The 22,222-nt window shown below is 49.3% G+C and carries 8 protein-coding genes, 2 tRNA genes and 4 rRNA genes; 10 read left to right on the top strand and 4 right to left on the bottom strand.

Features of this window, described 5'->3' with window-relative positions:
• Positions 1-139 precede the first annotated feature (139 nt).
• Positions 140-1,258: a pyridoxal-phosphate-dependent aminotransferase family protein gene (locus AC1HDJ_RS02370; protein ID WP_479533033.1), complete on the top strand. Its 1,119-nt coding sequence runs from the start codon at positions 140-142 to the stop codon at positions 1,256-1,258.
• A gap of 164 nt (positions 1,259-1,422) precedes the next feature.
• On the opposite strand, the gene uvrA is transcribed toward AC1HDJ_RS02370, so the two are convergent.
• Positions 1,423-4,251 carry an excinuclease ABC subunit UvrA gene (uvrA, locus tag AC1HDJ_RS02365; protein ID WP_479533032.1) on the bottom strand — a complete coding sequence of 943 codons (2,829 nt, stop codon included), beginning with the start codon at positions 4,249-4,251 and terminating at the stop codon, positions 1,423-1,425.
• Between the two features lie 242 nt (positions 4,252-4,493).
• Between uvrA and ssb the strand changes: the two genes are divergently transcribed.
• From ssb to rrf, 6 genes are all read left to right on the top strand, one after another.
• A complete protein-coding gene (gene ssb / locus AC1HDJ_RS02360; RefSeq protein ID WP_479533030.1) occupies positions 4,494-5,069 on the top strand; it encodes a single-stranded DNA-binding protein in 576 nt (191 codons plus the stop codon).
• Positions 5,070-5,700: 631 nt separating this feature from the next.
• Positions 5,701-7,243 (top strand): 16S ribosomal RNA (locus tag AC1HDJ_RS02355).
• Positions 7,244-7,314: 71 nt separating this feature from the next.
• A tRNA-Ile gene (locus tag AC1HDJ_RS02350) sits at positions 7,315-7,391 on the top strand.
• Between the two features lie 43 nt (positions 7,392-7,434).
• Positions 7,435-7,510 (top strand) — tRNA-Ala (locus AC1HDJ_RS02345).
• A gap of 193 nt (positions 7,511-7,703) precedes the next feature.
• Positions 7,704-10,610, top strand: a 23S ribosomal RNA gene (locus AC1HDJ_RS02340).
• A 135-nt stretch (positions 10,611-10,745) separates the two neighbouring features.
• Positions 10,746-10,861, top strand: a 5S ribosomal RNA gene (rrf, locus tag AC1HDJ_RS02335).
• The 16S, 23S and 5S rRNA genes sit together here with 2 tRNA genes alongside, the layout of an rRNA operon.
• Positions 10,862-11,323: 462 nt before the next feature.
• Here the strand turns inward: rrf and AC1HDJ_RS02330 are convergent.
• Genes AC1HDJ_RS02330 through acs form a run of 3 tightly spaced genes read right to left on the bottom strand, consistent with a single transcriptional unit; the run spans position 11,324 to position 15,313 of the window.
• Positions 11,324-12,985 (bottom strand): cation acetate symporter, encoded by a 1,662-nt coding sequence (locus tag AC1HDJ_RS02330; protein WP_479533028.1) that lies wholly within the window; start codon positions 12,983-12,985, stop codon positions 11,324-11,326.
• A complete protein-coding gene (locus AC1HDJ_RS02325; RefSeq protein WP_438623675.1) occupies positions 12,982-13,293 on the bottom strand; it encodes a DUF485 domain-containing protein in 312 nt (103 codons plus the stop codon). Before AC1HDJ_RS02325 ends, AC1HDJ_RS02330 begins: the two co-directional genes overlap by 4 nt.
• Positions 13,294-13,348: 55 nt before the next feature.
• The gene (gene acs / locus AC1HDJ_RS02320) at positions 13,349-15,313 is read right to left on the bottom strand and encodes an acetate--CoA ligase (RefSeq protein WP_479533025.1); all 1,965 of its coding nucleotides are present in this window, start codon (positions 15,311-15,313) and stop codon (positions 13,349-13,351) included.
• Between the two features lie 196 nt (positions 15,314-15,509).
• Between acs and AC1HDJ_RS02315 the strand changes: the two genes are divergently transcribed.
• From AC1HDJ_RS02315 to AC1HDJ_RS02305, 3 genes are all read left to right on the top strand, one after another.
• On the top strand, positions 15,510-16,649 hold the full coding sequence (locus AC1HDJ_RS02315) for a 3-phenylpropionate MFS transporter (protein WP_479533023.1): 1,140 nt from the start codon (positions 15,510-15,512) through the stop codon (positions 16,647-16,649).
• 83 nt (positions 16,650-16,732) lie between these two features.
• Entirely contained in the window at positions 16,733-20,188 is a 3,456-nt protein-coding gene (locus AC1HDJ_RS02310; protein ID WP_479533021.1) for a PAS domain-containing hybrid sensor histidine kinase/response regulator, read from the top strand.
• Positions 20,189-20,660: 472 nt separating this feature from the next.
• Positions 20,661-22,203 (top strand): 16S ribosomal RNA (locus AC1HDJ_RS02305).
• The last annotated feature ends 19 nt before the right edge of the window (positions 22,204-22,222 follow it).

Below are 22,222 nucleotides of genomic sequence, written 5' to 3'. Positions count from 1 at the left end.
CAAGGTTGACACCAGAAATATCGGTTTATTTTTAAGCTGTCAATCAAATTGTTAATCAATGTGATTATTGCGATTATGGCCAAGCCTTCCGATACTAAACTGTGTGTATTTTTCTGGTTAGCCAACAAGGAGTGTTCCGATGCCTTTACATTCATTTATGCCGCCACGGCGAATTTTAATGGGCCCTGGCCCGTCAGATGTTAGCCCACAAGTGTTACAGGCACTGTCGCGGCCAACTATTGGCCATCTTGACCCGCTGTTTATTCAGATGATGGATGAGCTAAAAGCGCTGTTACAGTACGCGTTTCAAACTGAAAATCCGTTTACCATTGCGGTCTCTGCGCCCGGTTCGGCGGGCATGGAAGCGTGTTTTGTCAACATTGTTGAGCCAGGCGATAAAGTGCTGGTATGTCGCAATGGTGTGTTTGGCGCACGAATGGCCGAAAATGTTGAGCGGGTAGGTGGCCAAGTGGTGCTGGTGGATGATGCATGGGGCGCACCAGTTTCGGTGGATAAAGTGGCCGCCGCGCTGCAAGCTGATCCTGACATTAAAATCGTGGCCTTTGTGCATGCCGAAACCTCAACCGGCGCGTGCTCAGATGCACAAGCACTGTGTCAGTTGGCCCGTGAGCATGGTTGTTTGACGATTGTGGATGCGGTGACTTCACTCGGCGGAGTACCGCTGTATGTTGATAAATGGGGTATTGATGCGGTCTACTCCGGCAGCCAGAAGTGTTTATCCTGTGTTCCTGGTTTATCGCCGCTGTCGTTCTCTGCCCGTGCGCTAGCAAAAATACAAGCGCGCAAAACCAAAGTGCCCAGCTGGTTTTTAGATCAAACCTTAGTGTTGGGATACTGGAGCGGCGGCAGTAAGCGCAGTTATCACCATACCGCGCCGGTGAATACACTATATGCCTTGCATGAGTCGTTGTTGCTGTTGCAGCAAGAGGGGCTGGAAAATGCGTGGGCCAGACACCGCCAGATGCACACCGAACTAAAAGAGGGTTTACAGGCGCTAGGGTTGCAGTTTGTGGTAGATGAAGCACACCGTTTGCCGCAGTTAAATACCGTTTATATTCCCGCAGGTGTTGATGATGCACAGATCCGATCGCGTTTACTCAGCGAATACAATCTTGAGATAGGTGCCGGATTGGGTGCACTGGCCGGAAAAGCGTGGCGGATTGGGCTGATGGGCTATGCTGCTCGCCGTGAAAATGTGGCGCTATGTCTCAAGGCTTTGCAGGATGTCCTGCGTTAGAGGCTCGGCCTTCATTTATAACGTAGATAACGCAACTGTGATATCCGGTAACCGTATCTTGCTTGATGGAGATGGTGTGTTACTGGATATCAACCGAATCTGATACAAACCAAAAAGGGCGTTTGCCCCTTTTGGTGTTATCGTCAATTACTGCTGATAGATGATTAATGCTGCAATATTGGTTTTAAAAAACGCGCCGTGTGTGAGGTGGTTGACTGCGCGACAGTTTCCGGTGTGCCGGCCACCAGAATTTCACCGCCACCACTGCCCCCTTCTGGGCCTAAATCGACCACCCAGTCGGCCGTTTTTATGACATCCAAATTATGCTCAATCACTACAATACTGTTGCCGTGATCGCGCAGCTTATGCAGTACGGTCAGTAATTGCTGAATATCAGCAAAATGTAGGCCGGTGGTTGGTTCATCCAGAATATACAGCGTTTTACCGGTATCACGCTTTGACAACTCACGTGCCAGCTTCACCCGCTGCGCCTCACCGCCTGACAACGTAGTGGCTGACTGCCCTAATCGAATATATGACAGCCCAACATCTATCAGTGTTTGCAGCTTACGCGCCAGTGCCGGAACTGCATCAAAAAATGCGCGTGCATCTTCAACGGTCATATCCAGTACCTCGTGAATGCTCTTGCCCTTGTACTTGATCTCTAGCGTTTCACGGTTATAGCGTTTACCTTTGCACTGATCGCACGGCACATACACATCAGGCAAAAAGTGCATCTCCACTTTAATCATGCCATCGCCCTGACATGCCTCACAGCGGCCACCCCGCACGTTAAAGCTAAAACGCCCCGGTGTGTAACCGCGGGTACGAGATTCCGGTACGCCGGAAAACAACTCACGAATCGGTGTGAAAATACCGGTATAGGTTGCCGGATTTGAACGCGGTGTTCGACCAATCGGGCTTTGGTCAATATCGATCACCTTGTCGAAATGCTCCAGCCCCTGAATATCACGGTATGGCGCAGGCTCATCCGCCGTAGCACCATTGAGCGCACGGTGGGCAATACGAAACAGTGTATCGTTAATCAGCGTGGATTTTCCCGAGCCCGACACACCGGTCACACAGGTAAACAGCCCAACTGGAATCGACAGCGTGACATTCTTCAAATTATTGCCGGTCGCCCCAATCAGCCGCAACACCTTGGCCGGATCAGCCAGTGTTCGCACTTTTGGGATCTCAATTGCCCGAGTGCCGGAAAGATATTGGCCAGTCAACGAGGCCGGATTTGCCATAATCTGTGCAGCAGTTCCCTCGGCAACCACCTCACCCCCGTGTACCCCAGCACCCGGGCCAATATCAATAATATGATCTGCGGCCAAAATCGCATCTTCATCATGCTCAACAACGATCACGGTATTTCCCTGATCGCGCAGATGCACCAGCGTTTGCAGTAACCGCTCATTATCCCGCTGATGTAAGCCAATAGAAGGCTCATCCAGCACATACATCACCCCGACCAGCCCTGCACCAATCTGGCTGGCCAATCGGATCCGCTGTGCTTCTCCGCCTGACAAGGTTTCCGCCGAACGCGCCAGTGTCAGATAGTTCAGGCCCACATTGACCAAAAACAGCAGCCGATCCTGAATCTCTTTTAGCACCTTTTCCGCAATCTGCGCTTTTTGCCCGACAAACTGTAGCTGGTGGAAGAACGTCAGCGCATCACCAATACTCATTTGCGTGATATCTGGCAGCGTAGTTTCTGCCACAAACACATGCCGCGCCTCTTCACGTAAGCGCGAACCATGGCAACTGGCGCACGAGCGGTTATTGATATACTTTGCCAGCTCCTCGCGTACCGCCATTGACTCCGTCTCTTTATAGCGGCGTTCCATATTGTGCAACACCCCTTCAAAAGGGTGGTGGCGTACCGTCGTATCTCCACGATCATTGATGTACTTAAACTCAATATTCTCACGGCCAGAGCCCGACAATACTGCTTTTTGTACCCGAGCTGATAGCGAACTAAACGGCGCTTCAATATCAAAATCATAGTGCTCAGCCAATGATTTCAACATCTGGAAATAGTAGAAATTACGCCGATCCCACCCTTTAATCGCCCCGCCAGCTAAAGAGAGATCTGGATTTTGTACCACCCGATCAGGGTCAAAATACTGCTGCACCCCTAAACCGTCACACGTTGGGCATGCACCGGCCGGATTATTAAACGAAAACAATCGCGGCTCTAACTCATGCATACTGTAGCCGCATTGCGGACAGGCAAAGTTAGAAGAGAACACCTGCAATGCCGTTTGCGGATTATCCATATCCGCAATAGTCACCGTACCGCCTGACAGCGCCAGCGCCGTCTCAAAACTCTCGGCCAACCGCTGTGCTAAATCAGCCCGTACCTTAAAGCGGTCAACCACAACCTCAATCGTATGCTTCTTATGCAGCTCAAGCGCTGGCGGATCAGACAGATCACACACCTCACCATCAATCCGAGCGCGAATGTACCCTTGGGCCGCTAGGCTCTCTAGCGTCTTACTGTGCTCACCTTTACGCTCTTTAATAATTGGCGCTAGCAGCATCAGCTTACTGCCCTCAGGCAGACTCAGCACATTGTCCACCATCTGGCTAACCGTCTGCGCCGCTAATGGCGCATCATGCGTAGGGCAGCGTGGCTCACCTACCCGGGCAAACAGCAAACGCAAATAGTCATGGATCTCAGTGATAGTCCCAACGGTCGAGCGCGGATTATGAGAGGTTGATTTTTGCTCAATAGAAATCGCCGGTGATAACCCCTCGATATGGTCAACATCCGGTTTTTCCATTAACGATAAAAACTGGCGCGCATACGCTGAAAGTGACTCGACATAGCGCCGCTGCCCTTCGGCATACAGCGTATCAAAAGCCAAAGATGACTTTCCGGAACCAGAAAGCCCCGTGATCACAATTAACTTATCACGCGGAATGATCAGATTGATATTTTTCAGATTATGGGTACGCGCACCCCTGACTTCGATCTTATTCATACAGTCACTTCAGGCAGACGGGAATGGTTTCAGTATCGCATAAAAGATAAAAAACTGAATAGATATCCAGTAATTCACACCGTATGAATCTATGTGCAAGCATGTCTGCTGCGAACTGACTTCCCGATCTTTTCTCTTCCCCAAGTTCTTTTGGTAAATCTCGTCAACATTCAGGTTGACCGTGTTACACTCAGCGGTTAGAAATTGAATCAATACCACAACCCAACCAAGCGGAGAGAGTTATGGCCAGAGGTGGCATTAACAAAGTCATACTGATCGGTAATTTAGGGCAAGACCCTGAAGTGCGTTACATGCCGAATGGCAATGCTGTTGCCAACATCAGCATCGCGACCTCTGAAAGCTGGCGCGATAAGAACACCGGCGAGCAAAAAGAGCTTACCGAATGGCACCGTGTTGTCCTGTACCGCCGACTGGCTGAAGTTGCCGGTGAATACCTGAAAAAGGGCGCAAAAGTTTACATTGAAGGCAAACTGCGTACCCGTAAATGGCAGGATCAGAGCGGCCAAGAGCGTTACACCACCGAAATTCAGGCAGATGAACTGCAAATGCTTGATACCCGTGGTGGCATGAACGGCGCACCAAGTGGCCAGTCACAGCAAGGTGGTTGGGGTCAACCACAGCAACCGCAAAACCAAAACTTTGCGCCACAGCAATCTGCTGCACCACAAGGTGGCTACAGCAACGCCCCAGCACAAAACAATTACAACAATAACGCAGCGCCTGCTCCGGCCAATAACAACGCCGGTTTTGGTAATGCTGAACCGCCAATGGATTTTGACGACGACATCCCGTTCTGATAAACCCACGCACCTTGCTACCCTAAAAACCGCCTTGCAGTTCAATCTCAAGGCGGTTTTTACATATTTCTATCTATATAGTTCTATACAGATAATGCAAAACAACAACCCACTGACCATCAACCGAGCCCACAAACTCCTTTTTCTTCTCTTTATATTCCTCTCTCTATAGATAAGACACTCCTAAGATCAGAACCTAAAAGCAAAAATAACAGCACAAGCCTTACTTTTTAGGGATAAAGCCTCATTCGCCCTCCTTAATTGCCGTTATTTCCTCCTGTTCGTACAGCATTTAAGCAAACAGAAAAAAAATGCACATTTCCCCTTGTGCCAAACTCAAAACGCCCTATAATGCGACCCCACTGACACGGCAACAGCAGCGCAAGCTACTGAAAGCCAAGCAGTAAAAGAATAAAATGCTTTTAAGGAATGTGAAAAACAGACCTTGACAGCCAAAGGGAAATGCGGAATAATGCGCGCCCTGTCAACGTGAAAGCGCTGGCACTGCTCTTTAAAAAATTAATCAGACAATCTGTGTGGGCACTCGTTGAAGACGCTGACTATCCAAAAGATACTTAGTTAAACGAGTGACTGACAATTTATTTGCTAGTTATTTCGAGCGACAAACTTTAAATTGAAGAGTTTGATCATGGCTCAGATTGAACGCTGGCGGCAGGCCTAACACATGCAAGTCGAGCGGTAGCACAAAGAAGCTTGCTTCTTGGGTGACGAGCGGCGGACGGGTGAGTAATGCCTGGGGATCTGCCCGATAGAGGGGGATAACTACGGGAAACTGTAGCTAATACCGCATAACGTCTACGGACCAAAGTGGGGGCTCTTCGGACCTCATGCTATCGGATGAACCCAGGTGGGATTAGCTAGTTGGTGGGGTAATGGCTCACCAAGGCGACGATCTCTAACTGGTTTGAGAGAATGACCAGTCACACTGGAACTGAGACACGGTCCAGACTCCTACGGGAGGCAGCAGTGGGGAATATTGCACAATGGGGGAAACCCTGATGCAGCCATGCCGCGTGTGTGAAGAAGGCCTTCGGGTTGTAAAGCACTTTCAGCGAGGAGGAAAGGGAGCAGCTTAATACGCTGTTGCTATGACGTTACTCGCAGAAGAAGCACCGGCTAACTCCGTGCCAGCAGCCGCGGTAATACGGAGGGTGCAAGCGTTAATCGGAATTACTGGGCGTAAAGCGCACGCAGGCGGTTTGTTAAGTCAGATGTGAAATCCCCGCGCTCAACGTGGGAACTGCATTTGAAACTGGCAAGCTAGAGTCTTGTAGAGGGGGGTAGAATTCCAGGTGTAGCGGTGAAATGCGTAGAGATCTGGAGGAATACCGGTGGCGAAGGCGGCCCCCTGGACAAAGACTGACGCTCAGGTGCGAAAGCGTGGGGAGCAAACAGGATTAGATACCCTGGTAGTCCACGCTGTAAACGATGTCGATTTGGAGGTTGTGCCCTTGAGGCGTGGCTTCCGGAGCTAACGCGTTAAATCGACCGCCTGGGGAGTACGGCCGCAAGGTTAAAACTCAAATGAATTGACGGGGGCCCGCACAAGCGGTGGAGCATGTGGTTTAATTCGATGCAACGCGAAGAACCTTACCTACTCTTGACATCCAGAGAATCCTGTAGAGATACGGGAGTGCCTTCGGGAGCTCTGAGACAGGTGCTGCATGGCTGTCGTCAGCTCGTGTTGTGAAATGTTGGGTTAAGTCCCGCAACGAGCGCAACCCTTATCCTTTGTTGCCAGCGCGTAATGGCGGGAACTCAAAGGAGACTGCCGGTGATAAACCGGAGGAAGGTGGGGATGACGTCAAGTCATCATGGCCCTTACGAGTAGGGCTACACACGTGCTACAATGGCATATACAAAGGGCGGCAAGCTAGCGATAGTGAGCGAATCCCATAAAGTATGTCGTAGTCCGGATTGGAGTCTGCAACTCGACTCCATGAAGTCGGAATCGCTAGTAATCGTAGATCAGAATGCTACGGTGAATACGTTCCCGGGCCTTGTACACACCGCCCGTCACACCATGGGAGTGGGTTGCAAAAGAAGTAGGTAGCTTAACCTTCGGGGGGGCGCTTACCACTTTGTGATTCATGACTGGGGTGAAGTCGTAACAAGGTAACCGTAGGGGAACCTGCGGTTGGATCACCTCCTTACCTGCGATACCAGCCTTTGGCTGAGTGCTCACACAGATTGTTTGATTAATTGAAAGAAGAGAGACTTATCTGGGTCTGTAGCTCAGGTGGTTAGAGCGCACCCCTGATAAGGGTGAGGTCGGTGGTTCAAGTCCACTCAGACCCACCACTTCCTTTTCAGAGGAAAGTGGAAAGATAAGTCACACCGGTATGGGGTTATAGCTCAGCTGGGAGAGCGCCTGCCTTGCACGCAGGAGGTCTGCGGTTCGATCCCGCATAGCTCCACCATATCGCAAAGCGAATTGAACGTAACAGTTCACTTTGCCATATGGTATTTGCAGAACACTGTGAACTACCTTGCTCTTTAAAAATTTGGAAACAAGCTGATAAATAACTGAAGTTCTTAAGAACAAGCGTCTTGAGAAACTGGCATATGACCAGTTTAGTACTTTCATCAATCTGAAATAATTTTGGGTTGTATGGTTAAGTGACTAAGCGTACACGGTGGATGCCTTGGCAGTCAGAGGCGATGAAGGACGTGCTACCCTGCGAAAAGGGTTGGTGAGCTGGGATGAAGCGCTATTAACCAACCATGTCCGAATGGGGAAACCCACCTAAGATAACTTAGGTATCGTTAAGTGAATACATAGCTTAACGAGGCGAACCGGGAGAACTGAAACATCTAAGTACCCCGAGGAAAAGAAATCAACCGAGATTCCGTTAGTAGCGGCGAGCGAACGCGGAGCAGCCCAGAGTCAACATCAGCCAGTGTGTTAGTGGAACGGCCTGGAAAGGCCGGCGATACAGGGTGATAGCCCCGTACATGAAAGTGCACTGGTTGTGAGCTCGATGAGTAAGACGGGACACGTGGTATCCTGTTTGAAGATGGGGGGACCATCCTCCAAGGCTAAATACTCCTGACTGACCGATAGCGAACCAGTACCGTGAGGGAAAGGCGAAAAGAACCCCTGTGAGGGGAGTGAAATAGAACCTGAAACCGTGTACGTACAAGCAGTAGGAGCACCTTCGTGGTGTGACTGCGTACCTTTTGTATAATGGGTCAGCGACTTATATTCTGTAGCAAGGTTAACCGAATAGGGGAGCCGTAGGGAAACCGAGTCTTAATAGGGCGCTTTAGTTGCAGGGTATAGACCCGAAACCCGGTGATCTAGCCATGGGCAGGTTGAAGGTTGGGTAACACTAACTGGAGGACCGAACCGACTAATGTTGAAAAATTAGCGGATGACTTGTGGCTGGGGGTGAAAGGCCAATCAAACCGGGAGATAGCTGGTTCTCCCCGAAAGCTATTTAGGTAGCGCCTCGGACGAATACCTACGGGGGTAGAGCACTGTTTGGGCTAGGGGGTCATCCCGACTTACCAACCCCATGCAAACTCCGAATACCGTAGAGTACTATCCGGGAGACACACGGCGGGTGCTAACGTCCGTCGTGAAGAGGGAAACAACCCAGACCGCCAGCTAAGGTCCCAAAGTCATGGTTAAGTGGGAAACGATGTGGGAAGGCTCAGACAGCTAGGATGTTGGCTTAGAAGCAGCCATCATTTAAAGAAAGCGTAATAGCTCACTAGTCGAGTCGGCCTGCGCGGAAGATTTAACGGGGCTAAACCATGCACCGAAGCTGCGGCAATGACGTTTAGGCGTTATTGGGTAGGGGAGCGTTCTGTAAGCGGTAGAAGGTGTGCTGTGAGGCATGCTGGACGTATCAGAAGTGCGAATGCTGACATAAGTAACGATAAGGGGAGTGAAAAACTCCCCCGCCGGAAGACCAAGGGTTCCTGTTCAACGTTAATCGGAGCAGGGTGAGTCGACCCCTAAGGCGAGGCTGAAAAGCGTAGTCGATGGGAAACGGGTTAATATTCCCGTACTTGTGGTGACTGCGAAGGGGGGACGGAGAAAGTTAGGCTATCCGGGCGACGGTTGTCCCGGTTTAAGCGTGAAGGTGGGAAGACTAGGTAAATCCGGTTTTCTGTATAACACTGAGGCGTGATGACGAAGCACTACGGTGCTGAAGTAGCTGATACTACGCTTCCAGGAAAAGCCTCTAAGCATCAGGTCACCAGAAATCGTACCCCAAACCGACACAGGTGGTCAGGTAGAGAATACTCAGGCGCTTGAGAGAACTCGGGTGAAGGAACTAGGCAAAATGGTGCCGTAACTTCGGGAGAAGGCACGCTGACGGTAGGTGAAATCCCTTGCGGATGGAGCCGAAGTCAGTCGAAGATACCAGCTGGCTGCAACTGTTTATTAAAAACACAGCACTGTGCAAACACGAAAGTGGACGTATACGGTGTGACGCCTGCCCGGTGCCGGAAGGTTAATTGATGGGGTTAGCGCAAGCGAAGCTCTTGATCGAAGCCCCGGTAAACGGCGGCCGTAACTATAACGGTCCTAAGGTAGCGAAATTCCTTGTCGGGTAAGTTCCGACCTGCACGAATGGCGTAATGATGGCCAGGCTGTCTCCACCCGAGACTCAGTGAAATTGAAATCGCTGTGAAGATGCAGTGTACCCGCGGCAAGACGGAAAGACCCCGTGAACCTTTACTATAGCTTGACACTGAATATTGAGCCTTGATGTGTAGGATAGGTGGGAGGCATTGAAACGTGAACGCCAGTTTGCGTGGAGCCGACCTTGAAATACCACCCTTTAATGTTTGATGTTCTAACGTGGTCCCATAATCTGGGATGCGGACAGTGTCTGGTGGGTAGTTTGACTGGGGCGGTCTCCTCCTAAAGAGTAACGGAGGAGCACGAAGGTTGGCTAATCCTGGTCGGACATCAGGAGGTTAGTGCAATGGCATAAGCCAGCTTAACTGCGAGACGGACAGGTCGAGCAGATACGAAAGTAGGTCATAGTGATCCGGTGGTTCTGTATGGAAGGGCCATCGCTCAACGGATAAAAGGTACTCCGGGGATAACAGGCTGATACCGCCCAAGAGTTCATATCGACGGCGGTGTTTGGCACCTCGATGTCGGCTCATCACATCCTGGGGCTGAAGTTGGTCCCAAGGGTATGGCTGTTCGCCATTTAAAGTGGTACGCGAGCTGGGTTTAGAACGTCGTGAGACAGTTCGGTCCCTATCTGTCGTGGGCGTTGGATGATTGAGGGGGGCTGCTCCTAGTACGAGAGGACCGGAGTGGACGTATCTCTGGTGTTCCGGTTGTCACGCCAGTGGCATTGCCGGGTAGCTAAATACGGAAGAGATAAGCGCTGAAAGCATCTAAGCGCGAAACTTGCCCCGAGATGAGTCATCCCTGAGGCCTAGAGCCTCCTAAAGGGTTGTTGGAGACTACGACGTAGATAGGCAGGGTGTGTAAGCGTAGCGATACGTTGAGCTAACCTGTACTAATTGCCCGTGAGGCTTAACCATACAACGCCAAAGTTATGTTGGACGATGAAGTTCAGACGATGTTTTTGAGAACAAAAACAGAATTTATCAGTGCGTTTTCAGATTTAGCGTAATGGCCATAAAATGGCGGTTATGCAGATAGAATAGAAGAATTTGCCTGGCGGCGATAGCGCGGTGGTCCCACCTGACCCCATGCCGAACTCAGCAGTGAAACGCCGTAGCGCCGATGGTAGTGTGGGGTCTCCCCATGCGAGAGTAGGGAACTGCCAGGCATCAAATAAGTAAGAAGCCCATCCGAAAGGATGGGCTTTTTGCGTTGTTGTATTTTATTTATTAAAACTTATTGGGGATTTTGGACAGGCACACATGAGCGATTTGCTGAGGCTCACACGATAATGAACTTATCAGTAGCTCAACGCCCTAACTGTCCAATTACCAATTACCAATTACCAATTACCAATTACCAATTACCTATGAAACTATCTATGTAGTCCTCTGTAACTAGGACATGGGTAGTTGAGCCGTTCTTTTGATGGCGTATGGATGGGGCTGGATTGGTTTGTGTATCCCATAAAAGCGTTTTCTTTTAGGCTCTGTTTTTGATGTATAAAAAACCCCGTAAAGACGGGGTTAGTGAGTATCGATAGAATTGAATCCTATCAGTTATGAATGCTATTAGTTATAACAATCATATTGATAAGCTAGTTATCTTCAATATTGGGCAATACAGAGTATTAATGAGACACAGCACCCGATGCTCCAACACCAGTTTGTGAACGAACAAATTGTGGCATGAATTTAGCGCGTTCATCCGTTGCTGCGGCTGATTTATCGGTAATAGAGAAGAACCAAACACCGACAAATGCAACCAGCATTGAAAATAGGGCTGGGTACTCGTACGGGAAAATCGCTTCTGCATGACCGAGCACTTTCACCCAAATAGTTGGCCCTAAAATCATCAGTGTTACGGCGGTAATTAATCCTGCCCAGCCACCGATAACTGCGCCACGGGTTGTTAATTTTGACCAGTACATGGATAAGAACAGTACTGGGAAGTTACAGCTTGCTGCGATAGAGAAAGCTAACCCGACCATGAAGGCGATATTTTGTTTTTCAAACAAAATACCTAAGCCAATAGCTACAAGACCGAGTATCAACGTGGTGAGTTTAGATACTTTTAGCTCATCGGCTTCTTTTGCTTTGCCTTTACAGATTACGCTGGCATACAAATCGTGTGATACTGCAGAAGCGCCAGCTAACGTTAGCCCTGCTACAACGGCCAATATTGTGGCAAAGGCAACCGCAGAGATAAAACCTAAGAACAGGCTTCCTCCTACCGCATCAGCTAAATGAATAGCTGCCATGTTATTACCACCAATTAGGCTACCTGCTGCATCTTTAAATGCAGGGTTAGTGCTGACTAATAAAATCGCGCCAAAACCAATAATAAAAGTCAGGATATAGAAGTAGCCGATAAATCCGGTGGCATAAAAGACACTCTTGCGGGCTTCTTTGGCATCACTGACGGTAAAAAAGCGCATTAAAATGTGTGGTAAACCGGCAGTTCCGAACATTAAGGCGAGGCCTAATGATATTGCAGAGATGGGGTCGGAAACTAAACCTCCGGGGCTCATGATGGCAGTACTTTTTGGATGAACTTTAATGGCTTCATTGAACAGTGAAGAGATATCGAAGTTTACGTGTTTCAATACCATGATTGCCATAAAGCTTGCGCCAGAAAGTAGCATAACGGCTTTAATGATTTGTACCCACGTTGTGGCGAGCATGCCGCCAAACAGTACGTACAACACCATTAAGATCCCCACCATAATCACAGCAACATGGTAATTTAGGCCAAATAGCAGTTCTATCAGTTTACCGGCTCCTACCATTTGTGCGATCAGATAGAGTGAAACAACCACTAATGATCCACAAGCCGATAAAATCCGCACATCTTTTTGCTTTAATCGGTAAGAGGCGACATCGGCGAAGGTATATTTACCGAGGTTACGCAGGCGCTCTGCAATTAAAAACAGAATCAGCGGCCAGCCAACTAAAAAGCCGATAGAGTAAATTAATCCGTCGTAGCCGGATGTATATACCAGTGCCGAAATACCTAAAAATGAGGCGGCTGACATGTAATCACCGGCAATGGCTAAGCCATTTTGAAATCCGGTGATACGCCCGCCAGCGGCATAATAATCAGCGGTTGAGCGGTTACGTTTTGATGCCCAATAGGTGATGCACAATGTTGCGCCAACAAAGATAAGAAACATGATGATGGCGGAAAGATTAAGCGGCTGTTTTTGTACTTCACCGGTTAATGCTTCAGCATGTGCTGTTGTCAGTGATAATAGGTTATAGAGGCTGATCCCGAGCAGGCTGCGGCGTATCATTTGCTCACCTCATTTAATATTTCTTGGTTTAATTGATCAAATTCGCCATTGGCGCGTTGAACATAAATTCCCGTTAAGATAAATGCGGTAAAAATAATACCAACGCCAACGGGAATGCCGCGTGTAATGCTTGAGTCTGGGCTAATAGGTGTTCCTAGCCATGCTGGATCAAAGGCAATTAACAGAATAAAACCTAAATAGCAGGCCAGCATGATCAAAGAGAGTGTCCAGGCAAAGCGTTGACGCTTACGAACTAACTCTTGAAAATGCGGATTACGTTCAATCCGTTGATAGACATTTTCGTTCATGGTGCTCTTCCTTTTTGAACATAGGGTGAACATCGGTTTGTTTTATTGTTAGGGATTACTGTGCCGCTTCTGTGAGTAATAGATTTTTCTGTTCGATCAAGCGTTCAACAACACTTGGATCGGCAAGGGTTGAGGTATCACCTAAGTTGCTGGTTTCTCCGGCAGCAATTTTGCGCAAAATACGGCGCATTATTTTTCCAGAGCGGGTTTTTGGTAAACCGTCTGTCCAGTGCAATACATCGGGAGTGGCAATCGGGCCGATCTCTTTACGTACCCAATCGCGCACATCCGCATGCAGGGCTGCGCTGGCTATTTCGCCGCTATTGAGGGTGATGTAAGCGTAGATTGCTTGGCCTTTGATATCATGTGGAACGCCAACTACCGCAGCTTCAGCGATTTTCGGATGTGAAACTAAGGCTGATTCTATTTCGGCTGTTCCCAGACGGTGGCCGGAAACATTGAGGACATCGTCAACACGGCCGGTTATCCAGTAGTAGCCATCTTCATCACGGCGTGCTCCATCCCCAGTAAAGTACATGCCTTTAAAGGTTGAGAAATAGGTTTGTTCGAAGCGTTCATGATCGCCAAACAGAGTACGAGCTTGCCCTGGCCATGCGTCAACCAATACCAGATTTCCTTCGCAGACACCGTCTTGAATATTGCCCATATTGTCGACAATAGCCGGTTGCACGCCAAAAAATGGTAGGGTTGCTGAGCCGGGTTTGAGCGCTGTTGCTCCTGGCAGTGGGGTGATTAAAATGCCACCGGTTTCGGTTTGCCACCAGGTATCAACAATCGGGCACTGGCTATCGCCTATCATGCGGTAGTACCACTCCCAAGCTTCTGGGTTGATCGGTTCACCAACTGAGCCGAGTAGGCGCAAGCTTTGGCGCGATGTGCCTTCAATGGCAGCACTGCCTTTTGCCATTAATGCGCGAATTGCAGTTGGGGCGGTATACAGGATACTGACCTGATGTTTATCAACAACTTGGGCCATTCTGTTAACGTTCGGATAATTAGGTACACCTTCGAACATTAAGGTAGTAGCGCCGTTGGCCAATGGTCCATACAGCAGGTAGGAGTGCCCAGTCACCCAGCCTACATCGGCGGTACACCAGTAAATATCATCATGGTGGTAATCAAAAATGTATTTGAATGTCATGGTGGCATAGACCAGATATCCGCCGGTGGTATGCAATACCCCTTTAGGTTTTCCGGTTGAACCTGAGGTGTAAAGAATAAACAGTGGATCTTCTGCGTTCATCTCTTCAGGTGGGCAGTCAGTGGAGGCATTAGCAGTCAGCTCATGCCACCAACAGTCGCGGTGGCTATGCCATGCAACCGGATTGCCGGTGCGCTGATAGACGATCACTTTTTCAACGGTTTTTACTTCTGGATTAGTCAGTGATTCATCAACATTTTTCTTTAACGGTACGCACTTTCCTGCCCGTAAACCTTCATCGGCAGTGATCACTATCTTGGCTTTGCAGTCTATGATCCGTCCTGAAAGTGCTTCAGGAGAGAAACCACCAAACACAACCGAGTGAATAGCACCAATACGTGCACAAGCCAACATAGCAACTGCTGCTTCTACAACCATCGGCATATAAATAGCAACAACATCACCCTTACGCACGCCTTGTGCTTTAAGTGCGTTGGCAAATTGGCACACTTGCTGATGCAGTTGTCGATAAGTGATTTTTTTATCTTCAGCAGGGTTGTCCCCTTCCCAGATAATGGCGGTTTCATCTCCACGGGTTGCAAGGTGGCGGTCGATACAGTTAGCAGAAAGATTGAGTGTACCGTCTTCAAACCAACGAATACTGACGTGCCCAGAATCATAGGAGGTATTTTTTACGCTCTGGTAAGGGCGGATCCAGTCAACAATCTTGCCTTGTTCACGCCAGAAATTGTCTGGGTTTTGCACTGACTGGCAATACATCTCTTGATATTGCTGTTGGTTGATCAGCGCATTGGCTGAAAATTGTGGCATTACCGGATGTAGATTCGTATGACTCATAAGGCTCTCCTTGGCATTGGTCAATCTCAGGTGTTAATAAAATGTGAACTTAAAGGGAGGGGATCACAATTAGACTTTGGGATGAGAGACGTTAAGTAGATGCAGTTTGGAAAGTAGAGAAAAAACAGCGCGATCGGTTGCAACTGTACAGGTGCTTTGTCAGAGTACCGCTTTGGCTTGTGCAAGGAGTGCGCAGATGACACTGTCATCACCGTTATGGTTAGGGGTGTATTTTTTTACCTATTTCCTAACGTATGGAATTTATTTACCTTTTTGGTCTTTATGGCTATCGGGAACCGGGCAATCAGCAGAGAATATTGGCCTATTGCTGGGTGTTGGGCTGACAGCCCGTTTTGTTGGTAATTTATTTATTACGCCGCGCGTAAAACATGCTGGATTATTGATTCATGCACTGCGTTTGCTTGGTGGATTGAGTTTAGTCAGTGCAGCAGGCTTTTTAGTTGGTCAGCAATATGTCGGGTGGCTATTTATCATTATGGTGCTGTTTAACCTGATGAACGGGCCGTTGATTCCGCTGGGTGATGCACTGGCAAATACCTGGCAACGCCAGATTGGGTTGGATTATGGCCGTGCCCGGCTATGGGGTTCATTTGCTTTTATTACCGGTTCAACGCTGGTTGGTTGGCTTATCAGTTATACCGATTATCATGCCGCCCTGTGGGGGTTATTGGTGGGTTTGGCGGTGATGAACCTTTGTTGGTGGCAGACGCCGACAATCCTTCCCGCAGAAAAAGTGACTAAACAGCAGCAGTTGGTTAGTTTCGCCGATGTATTGCGATCATCGGATGTGGTTAAGTTTTTGCTTTGCGTGACCTTGTTGCAAGGTTCTCATGCTGCTTATTATGCTTTTAGTACCTTATATTGGAAGGGCTTAGGATACAGCACGGCAGTTATCAGTATGCTGTGGTCTGTGGGGGTGATTGCTGAAATTGCGGTATTTGCTTTTTCGGGGCGTTTTTTTGGCCGTTGGTCAATTCGCCGGATTTTATTACTGTGCGCGGTTTGTGTTTTTGTTCGCTGGGGATTATTAGCTGAAGTGGAGATACTGCCTGGGCTGATTGTCGTCCAGTTGATGCACGGGATGACCTTTGCACTATGCCATGTGGCGTCGATTCGGTTTATCCGTGAACAACCAGAGAGCCACACTATCCGCCTGCAAGCGATTTATGCGGCACTGGTAACTGGCGGTGGTATTGCGGTGATGACGGTTGTTTCCGGCTATTTATATACTTATTTAGGCAGCAACGTATTTTGGTGTATGGCATTACTGGCGATTCCCGCGATTTTATTGCGCCCTTCACATACAACTGCGTAACGAGTTAATGCGTAATAATCTCATTTTCGGATGCGGTTATTACGCATACAATACGGTAAATGCCAAAGGATAAGGCAAAAGCAATGCAAGGATGGATTGTTGTTCCTGTCATACTCGCGTGGTTAGGGCTGCTATTTTTAGTAGCCTGGCTAGGTGATAGATATTACCGCGGCAGCTCCGCTTGGCGTCCGCTCATTTATAGCTTTTCGATTGCCGTATACTGCACCTCGTGGACTTTTTTTGGCACGGTCGGTCAAGCTAGTCGCGACATATTCTCATTTATCCCTATCTACCTTGGCCCGATGTTGGTTTTTTTGTTTGGCTGGCGGATGCTGGCCCGCATGATCCTAATTGCCAAGCGTGAACACATTACCTCGATTGCTGATTTTATTGCTGCCCGTTATGGCAAAGCACAAACCATTGGCGTGTTGGTTACCTTGATTTCTGTGGCGGGTGTACTGCCTTATATTGCTCTGCAGATGAAAGCCATCAGCACCGGGCTAACCATTTTGGCTCCCGATCTGATAGTGATTGCACACTTAAGTAATAATCAGCTGGCACTGTTGGTGGGTGTAGGGCTCAGTATCTTTGCGATACTGTTTGGTACTCGTAATATAGATGCGACTGAGCATCATCGTGGGGTGGTTTTAGCGATAGCGTTTGAATCACTGGTCAAGCTAGTGGCTTTTCTCGGTGTAGGGTTCGGCATTGTCTGGTTGGCCAGCCAGCAGCAAATCAGCTGGCAGATCCCCGATAATATATCGATGACACCAACCCATATCGGCAGCTTCAGTATTCACCTGTTATTGGCCATGAGCGCAGTGATCTGTTTGCCGCGTCAATTTCATACCACCGTTGTTGAAAGCTCTCAGCCGCAAGATTTACATGTCGCCCGTTGGGTATTTCCGTTTTACTTACTGCTGATGAGCCTGTTTGTTATCCCCATTGCCCTGATTGGTGCGGCAGTATTGCCGTCTGAAGTGCTGCCAGATACCTATGTGATTAACCTACCACTGGCCTTTGGTTATCCCTCATTAAGTATGCTGGCTTTTTTGGGCGGTGCGTCAGCGGCGGCGGGCATGGTCATAGTATCGAGCATTGCACTGGCGATTATGGTCAGTAATGATCTGATTTTACCGCTGTTACTGCGTCAGCAGCGTTTCTCACACCGAACCTATCACCAATTTTCCGGCCTATTATTGAATGTTCGGCGAATTACTATCGCCGTATTGCTGCTGTTGGCGTGGGCCTGCTATTTGGCTATTGATCAGATCCCCGCACTGGCAGATATCGGCTATCTCTCATTATCTGCCGTAGCCCAATTTTTACCGGCCCTGATCGGCGGATTATATTGGCGGCAAGGCAACCGAAAAGGTGTGTATGTCGGGCTAATCAGCGGATTTTTACTCTGGTTACTGGCGCTGGTTGGGCAAACAAATTTGCTGGCCGGTACGGCTGATAACAACATTTTACTGCGTATTATCACTCCACCGGCATGGGCACTGACCACCTCACTGAGTCTGGCCGATTGGGGCGCGCTATTAAGTTTAGTGATTAATGCCGGGCTTTATATTGTTGTTTCACTGATGACCCGCGCATCAATTAGTGAGCGCTTACAAGCTGCCAGCTTTATTGGCCTGCCAACTCAAGAGAGCGATACCCATACTCTGTACCAAACTCGCGTTACCCTTGAAGAGCTTGAAACGTTAATTGCCCGTTTTTTAGGGCAGTTTCGCGCACGCCGTGCGTTTATGCGCTTTGCCGATCAGCGCCAACAAGTCTTTACACCGAATTCCTTTGCCTCTGCTGAGCTTATTCGCCATAGTGAGCGCTTACTAGCTGGTGTGTTTGGTGCATCTTCAGCCCGTCTGGTTCTCTCTTCTGCTTTGCAGGGGCGTGATATGCAGCTTGAAGAGGTTGCTACCATTGTTGATGAAGCCTCTGAACTATTTGATTTTTCGCGCACCTTACTGCAAGGATCCATTGAGCATATCGATCTAGGGCTGAGTGTTATTGATAAACAACTGCGGCTTGTTGCATGGAATCGCCGTTATCTTGAACTGTTTAACTTCCCTGCTGGGTTGATCCATGTAGGGCGGCCGATTGAAGAGATCATTCGCTATAACGCACAGCAGGGGTTATGTGGCCGAGGCAGCATTGAAGAGCAAGTCCGGCGGCGGGTAGCACACATGCAACAAGGCAGTGCACACCGCTCTGCTCGTCGGCGGCCCGATGGGCGGGTTATTGAACTTCAAGGTAACCCGATGCCGGGCGGTGGATTTGTCATGAGCTTCACCGATATAACCCCCTTTATTGAAGCTGAAAATGCCCTGCTTGAAGCCAATGAAACCCTTGAAGCGCGGGTACAAGAGCGTACCCAAGAGCTGACTTTACTAAATCAACAACTGGTCAGTGCCACACAAACTGCTCATCAGGCCGCGCATTCCAAAAGTCGGTTTTTAGCCGCTGTCAGCCATGATCTCATGCAGCCGCTCAACGCCGCCAAGCTCTTTAATGCCTCTTTATTAGAAATGCTGCCCGCAGGCCAGACTCGTGAACTGGCTTGTCGCGTTGAAGATGCCATGACCTCGGCAGAAGAGCTGATTAGTGACTTGCTCGATATGTCACGCATTGAAGGCGGAAAGCTCAATATTCGCCGAACCCGTTTCCCGATTAATGAGATCCTCGACAATCTAGCCGCCGAGTTTGGCGTTCTGGCGCAAGCACAGCATATGCACCTTACCGTTATCCGAAGCCACCAGTGGGTCGACAGTGATCGCAAACTCCTGCGCCGTATACTGCAAAACTTCCTCACTAACGCCTTTCGCTACGCCCCGCATGGTCGCGTACTGCTCGGTTGTCGGCGACAGTGCAACCAACTGACCCTGCAAGTCTGGGATAACGGTGTTGGCATCCCGCAAGATAAGGTTGGCATCATCTTTGATGAATTTTCTCGGCTTGATCACGGGCGTACAGCCAAAGAAAATGGTCTCGGGTTAGGCCTTGCCATCGCCAAAGGTATGGCCAACATGCTCGAACACCCCATTACTGTTGAATCACAGCTCGGTAAAGGCTCAGTATTCAGCGTCAGCGTTCCCTTAAGCCATGCCGATACCTCTGTCAGCACTCAACGACCCACTGATCCTGCACCACACAGCAACCACCTGTATGGGCTAAAAATACTCTGTATCGATAACGAACCTGACATCCTAGATGCACTCCAGCTCCTACTGACTCGCTGGGAGTGTGAAGTCAGAACCGTCGCCACCGAAACACAAGCCTTGCACGAACTGCAAAATGGCTGGCAACCCCATATTATTCTCACCGACTACCATCTGGCCGACGGAATTTGCGGTCTAGACATCACCACCACACTTAACACCCACCTCCCGCAGGCCAAGATCGTCGTCCTCAGTGCCGACCGCTCCACACACATCCAACAGCATGTACAACAACACGCCGCCTACTTCCTTGCCAAGCCCGTCAAACCGGCACGGCTAAAAATGCTTCTTCACAGCCTACTTCACACCGCGTTATAAACATCGTTCACCTATATAAGTAATATCCGTATTTATACGAGCCTGCAAAAATAACAGCAAAAGCCTTACTTTTTAGGGATAAAGACCCATTCGCCCTCCTTAATTGCCGTTATTTCCTCCTGTTCGTACAGCATTTAAGCAAACAGAAAAAAAACGCACATTTCCCCTTGTGCCAAACTCAAAACGCCCTATAATGCGACCCCACTGACACGGCAACTGTGATGCAAATCACTGAAAGCTAAGCAGTAAAGAATAAAACGCTTTTAAGGAATGTGAAAAACAGACCTTGACAGCCAAAGGGAAATGCGAAATAATGCGCGCCCTGTCAACGTGAAAGCGTTGGCGCTGCTCTTTAAAAAATCAATCAGACAATCTGTGTGGGCACTCGTTGAAGACGCTGACTATCCAAAAGATACTTAGTTAAACGAGTGACTGACAATTTATTTGCTAGTTATTTCGAGCGACAAACTTTAAATTGAAGAGTTTGATCATGGCTCAGATTGAACGCTGGCGGCAGGCCTAACACATGCAAGTCGAGCGGTAGCACAAAGAAGCTTGCTTCTTGGGTGACGAGCGGCGGACGGGTGAGTAATGCCTGGGGATCTGCCCGATAGAGGGGGATAACTACGGGAAACTGTAGCTAATACCGCATAATGTCTTCGGACCAAAGTGGGGGCTCTTCGGACCTCATGCTATCGGATGAACCCAGGTGGGATTAGCTAGTTGGTGGGGTAATGGCTCACCAAGGCGACGATCTCTAACTGGTTTGAGAGAATGACCAGTCACACTGGAACTGAGACACGGTCCAGACTCCTACGGGAGGCAGCAGTGGGGAATATTGCACAATGGGGGAAACCCTGATGCAGCCATGCCGCGTGTGTGAAGAAGGCCTTCGGGTTGTAAAGCACTTTCAGCGAGGAGGAAAGGGAGCAGCTTAATACGCTGTTGCTATGACGTTACTCGCAGAAGAAGCACCGGCTAACTCCGTGCCAGCAGCCGCGGTAATACGGAGGGTGCAAGCGTTAATCGGAATTACTGGGCGTAAAGCGCACGCAGGCGGTTTGTTAAGTCAGATGTGAAATCCCCGCGCTCAACGTGGGAACTGCATTTGAAACTGGCAAGCTAGAGTCTTGTAGAGGGGGGTAGAATTCCAGGTGTAGCGGTGAAATGCGTAGAGATCTGGAGGAATACCGGTGGCGAAGGCGGCCCCCTGGACAAAGACTGACGCTCAGGTGCGAAAGCGTGGGGAGCAAACAGGATTAGATACCCTGGTAGTCCACGCTGTAAACGATGTCGATTTGGAGGTTGTGCCCTTGAGGCGTGGCTTCCGGAGCTAACGCGTTAAATCGACCGCCTGGGGAGTACGGCCGCAAGGTTAAAACTCAAATGAATTGACGGGGGCCCGCACAAGCGGTGGAGCATGTGGTTTAATTCGATGCAACGCGAAGAACCTTACCTACTCTTGACATCCAGAGAATCCTGTAGAGATATGGGAGTGCCTTCGGGAGCTCTGAGACAGGTGCTGCATGGCTGTCGTCAGCTCGTGTTGTGAAATGTTGGGTTAAGTCCCGCAACGAGCGCAACCCTTATCCTTTGTTGCCAGCGCGTGATGGCGGGAACTCAAAGGAGACTGCCGGTGATAAACCGGAGGAAGGTGGGGATGACGTCAAGTCATCATGGCCCTTACGAGTAGGGCTACACACGTGCTACAATGGCATATACAAAGGGCGGCAAGCTAGCGATAGTGAGCGAATCCCATAAAGTATGTCGTAGTCCGGATTGGAGTCTGCAACTCGACTCCATGAAGTCGGAATCGCTAGTAATCGTAGATCAGAATGCTACGGTGAATACGTTCCCGGGCCTTGTACACACCGCCCGTCACACCATGGGAGTGGGTTGCAAAAGAAGTAGGTAGCTTAACCTTCGGGGGGGCGCTTACCACTTTGTGATTCATGACTGGGGTGAAGTCGTAACAAGGTAACCGTAGGGGAACCTGCGGTTGGATCACCTCCTTACCTGCGATACCAGCCTTTG

Source organism: Plesiomonas sp. ISS29 (genome assembly GCF_056522795.1).
Note: the sequence above shows the minus strand (reverse complement) of the source record. Positions and strands in the feature narration are given on the sequence as shown.